The following is a 3,367-nucleotide window of genomic DNA, read 5'->3' as shown; positions in this document are numbered from 1 at the left end:
AGGATTAAATGCTGATGCAGTCTTACAAGGCGTAATTTGTTGGGGTATATCAATAGGTATAAATCAAACCTACAAACAATTGAAGGATGGTGAAAAATAATGGTAGATATAATAAAGATGTTAACAAAGAAAAAATGTTATCCAAATAAGAATAATGCAAAGTTCATAGTGATTCATGAGACTGATAACGAGGACAAGGGAGCAGATGCTAAGAGACATGCACAAGCACTTAATAATGGTAATTTAGAAGCAAGTGTACATTACTATGTAGATGATAAAGTAATATATCAAACACTAGACCACAAGGATGGAGCGTGGGCAGTTGGTAAAAGCTATGGAACTGCATTAGTTGCAGGAGTTACAAACTACAATAGTATTAATATAGAAATATGTGTAAATCGTGATGGTAATTACACAAAAGCAAGACAAAATGCAATAGATTTAACTAGAAAACTCATGAAAGATTTAAATATTAGTGCAGATAAAGTAATTAGACATTATGATGCTAAGAGAAAATATTGTCCTCGTAAGATGCTTGATAATCCAAAATTATGGGTAGATTTTAAAGATAAGATAAAAAATGATGGGGGTGTGAATAGTATGATAAAATACACAATAGTCTATGATGGAGAGGTTGACAGAATACCAGCTGAGGTTATTGGTTGGAATTATAAGAAAGAAGAATGTAGAGTATGCGATATAAAAGATTATGTACCAGGTCAGACAGAGAATTTATATGTTGTTGGTGGTGGAGCATGTGAGAAGATAGGTTCTATAACAAAAGAACATTATACAATGATAAAGGGTAATGATAGATTTGAGACTCTTTATAAAGCATTGGATTTTATTAAGAGATAGAATTTGGGAGTTGAGTAAATTTGAGTAAACTTAGTAAATGTATAGTATTTTAAATAATTTTACTCATTTTTGAGCTTTAAGCGAATTATTATTAGAAAATGTTGATTTTTGTGAAAAATGATGATACTATTCAAGTAGAATCAACTTTATATATACTTTATATATACTTTATATATTACTTATATATATATTTTGATTAACTATTATATTTTTAGGGGGAGAGAAGAAAAATGAAACGAGGGAAAAAATTTTTTTCATTCATGTTAGCTTTGGCTATGTTATTCACATTAAATATTAATGCAACATATGCTGACGAAGACGATAATGAACCTGTTAAGTTTGTTTTGAAGGGTCGTCAGAATCAGACAGAGATGCGAAATTATCTTGACAAAATGCTTTTGCAACAGAATAAACTTATTAATGGGGGAATTAGCACTAAATCTGATTGTCCGCCAGATCATTACTCACTAATTAACGGTGATGATAGAACAAGACTTAAAAACTTTATACAGCAAATAGGACTTATTATGATTAAATACAAAGATGCTTCAGAACCTGTTTATGCAACTGGATTTTATGCAGCGCCAGGAAAATTATTAACTGTTGCACATGCAGTAATTGGTGCCAAAGGCGATAGAGAAATAGAATGGGCAACTGCCTATTTTTTCCTCAATATTCCTAATACAAATAGTTATAGAGTAACAAGTTCACCTATATATAATGCATATATTCCTAAATATTATCAGAGACACTTGAGTAAAAAGTATGATTATGCAGTTCTAAGATTGGAAGGAGAGATTTATGTAAGTGGTACTAGATTAGCTCCTTTGAAATTAGCTAAACCGAATGAACTTTCTACTTATGCCAAACTTTCTCCATATTTATGTGGATTTCCGAGACCTAAAACACACGTCAATGTACAACACTTGGGAGGCGGAACTTTATATGATGAACCAGGAAATAGATACTATTATACCAATGATGCTGAACCTGGACAATCCGGTTCACCTGTATTTGTTAGAGATGCAAATAACCAGATTGTAGTTATTGGTATTCATACAGATGGTAAAGGTATTAGCTATGCACCACATCCTGAGTTAAATTCTGGCTTGAAACTTAGAACTGAGATACATGAATTTTTAGCAGGTTGTCCATGGTAGATATTTATTAAAAAAAGCTGTATAAGTAGAAACTTTCTACTTATACAGCTTTTTATATTTAAAAAGAAATACATAAAACTATATAGTATAACCTGTAATAATAAAACGAACGAAAATTATCATACTAAAATAAGACATGTTATAATTATATTGCATGCTTTTATTAATATATACTAAAAGCACTCTTTTGCATGAGTGCTTATTTTTTGTAATCAAATTATCAAGAACCTTACTCAACACACCTTAAAATTGATTTAAATAGCTCTTTTTCATACACAAAATTATATGATATAATAAAAAAATAGAAGTGTACCACCAATACACTTCTATAGTTGCAATTAAGCATTCTCTTGCTGGGGAGTGCTTTTTTCATTTCTCCAAACAACATTATTTTTTCCATCAACAATTATCAAATCAATCTCATTTTCTTCTAATATTTCTGTTACAGTACAAATTAGATTGTCTAAGTCAAAACTACGAGTTATCTCTAGTTGTTTGTTACTTAGAACTCTTTTAAGTATATAAGTCTTAAAACACATTTATATCACCTCTTATATAAAAATTAAGTTTCACATATTGTAATCTCCTTTTTAATATTTAATAAGTTAAATAAAATATTCAACTTATTAAATATCATGATATAACTTTTTATTCAATAAGTCAATGATTATATTCAACTCGTTAAATAAAAAATTTGACATAACAGATATTTAAATGATATATTTGAATAAAAAATGAGGTGATAGGATGATTTCATATAATCCTCTTTGGGTGACATTAATAAGCAAGAGCATGAAAAAAACTGATTTAATAAATCTGATTGGATTAAGCAGTGCAACTATTTCTAAAATGAGTAAAGATGAGTATGTAGCACTTAATATCATAGAGAAAATATGTTTAGCACTAGACTGTAACATAGAATATGTTGTAGAAATAAAAAAAGACATAGAATAGATATTTGATAATTGTAAAATTATGTTATAATTAAAATGCAAGAATTATCTTGCAAGAAACTGCAATCTAAGGGCGAAAGTTTTCAGAAATCACCTTCGTATGAAAGGGGGTGAGTATATGAAAACACTTATGTTTATACTTGTTATAGCGTACTATATTACTATTGTAATAAAATCTATTACAACAATAGTAAAGTCTATAACAAGATTATTTGATTCTATAAGTAGATTAAAAGAATCTTTACATAAACTAAGAAATCGTCCTGACTGCAATCAAGACGATTTCAATGAATAAATCATTACTTAAATTATTTTGAATTTGAAACTTCGCTCTAGAGCAATAGATTGTAGTTTCTTTTTTGTTTTTAATACGAATTTACATCTTTATTATATCGC

5 protein-coding genes are annotated in these 3,367 nt (G+C 28.7%); 4 read left to right on the top strand and 1 reads right to left on the bottom strand.

What is annotated here, in order from left to right:
* Nucleotides 1-99: 99 nt before the first annotated feature.
* Nucleotides 100-858 (top strand): N-acetylmuramoyl-L-alanine amidase, encoded by a 759-nt coding sequence (locus tag KGF39_RS19140; RefSeq protein ID WP_227823532.1) that lies wholly within the window; start codon nt 100-102, stop codon nt 856-858.
* Nucleotides 859-1,202: 344 nt separating this feature from the next.
* A complete protein-coding gene (locus KGF39_RS19135; RefSeq protein ID WP_227823531.1) occupies nt 1,203-2,018 on the top strand; it encodes a trypsin-like peptidase domain-containing protein in 816 nt (271 codons plus the stop codon).
* A gap of 338 nt (nt 2,019-2,356) precedes the next feature.
* Here the strand turns inward: KGF39_RS19135 and KGF39_RS19130 are convergent, their stop codons facing one another.
* Nucleotides 2,357-2,557 carry a hypothetical protein gene (locus tag KGF39_RS19130; RefSeq protein ID WP_227823530.1) on the bottom strand — a complete coding sequence of 67 codons (201 nt, stop codon included), beginning with the start codon at nt 2,555-2,557 and terminating at the stop codon, nt 2,357-2,359.
* Between the two features lie 208 nt (nt 2,558-2,765).
* On the opposite strand from KGF39_RS19130, the gene KGF39_RS19125 reads away from it, so the two are divergent.
* Both KGF39_RS19125 and KGF39_RS19120 read left to right on the top strand, forming a co-directional pair.
* Nucleotides 2,766-2,972 carry a helix-turn-helix domain-containing protein gene (locus KGF39_RS19125; protein ID WP_227823529.1) on the top strand — a complete coding sequence of 69 codons (207 nt, stop codon included), beginning with the start codon at nt 2,766-2,768 and terminating at the stop codon, nt 2,970-2,972.
* Between the two features lie 117 nt (nt 2,973-3,089).
* Nucleotides 3,090-3,266 carry a hypothetical protein gene (locus KGF39_RS19120; RefSeq protein ID WP_227823528.1) on the top strand — a complete coding sequence of 59 codons (177 nt, stop codon included), beginning with the start codon at nt 3,090-3,092 and terminating at the stop codon, nt 3,264-3,266.
* Nucleotides 3,267-3,367 lie beyond the last annotated feature (101 nt).

Origin of the sequence: Clostridioides sp. ZZV14-6345, assembly GCF_020657775.1 — a bacterium.
Classification (GTDB): Bacteria; Bacillota; Clostridia; order Peptostreptococcales; family Peptostreptococcaceae; genus Clostridioides; species Clostridioides difficile_D.
This window is presented reverse-complemented; position numbering and strand designations above follow the sequence as displayed.

Coding starts and splice junctions, on each gene's coding strand:
- KGF39_RS19140 (WP_227823532.1), top strand. CDS start 100: ATGGTAGATATAATAAAGATGTTAACAAAGAAAAAATGTTATCCAAAT.
- KGF39_RS19130 (WP_227823530.1), bottom strand. CDS start 2,557: ATGTGTTTTAAGACTTATATACTTAAAAGAGTTCTAAGTAACAAACAA.
- KGF39_RS19125 (WP_227823529.1), top strand. CDS start 2,766: ATGATTTCATATAATCCTCTTTGGGTGACATTAATAAGCAAGAGCATG.
- KGF39_RS19120 (WP_227823528.1), top strand. CDS start 3,090: ATGAAAACACTTATGTTTATACTTGTTATAGCGTACTATATTACTATT.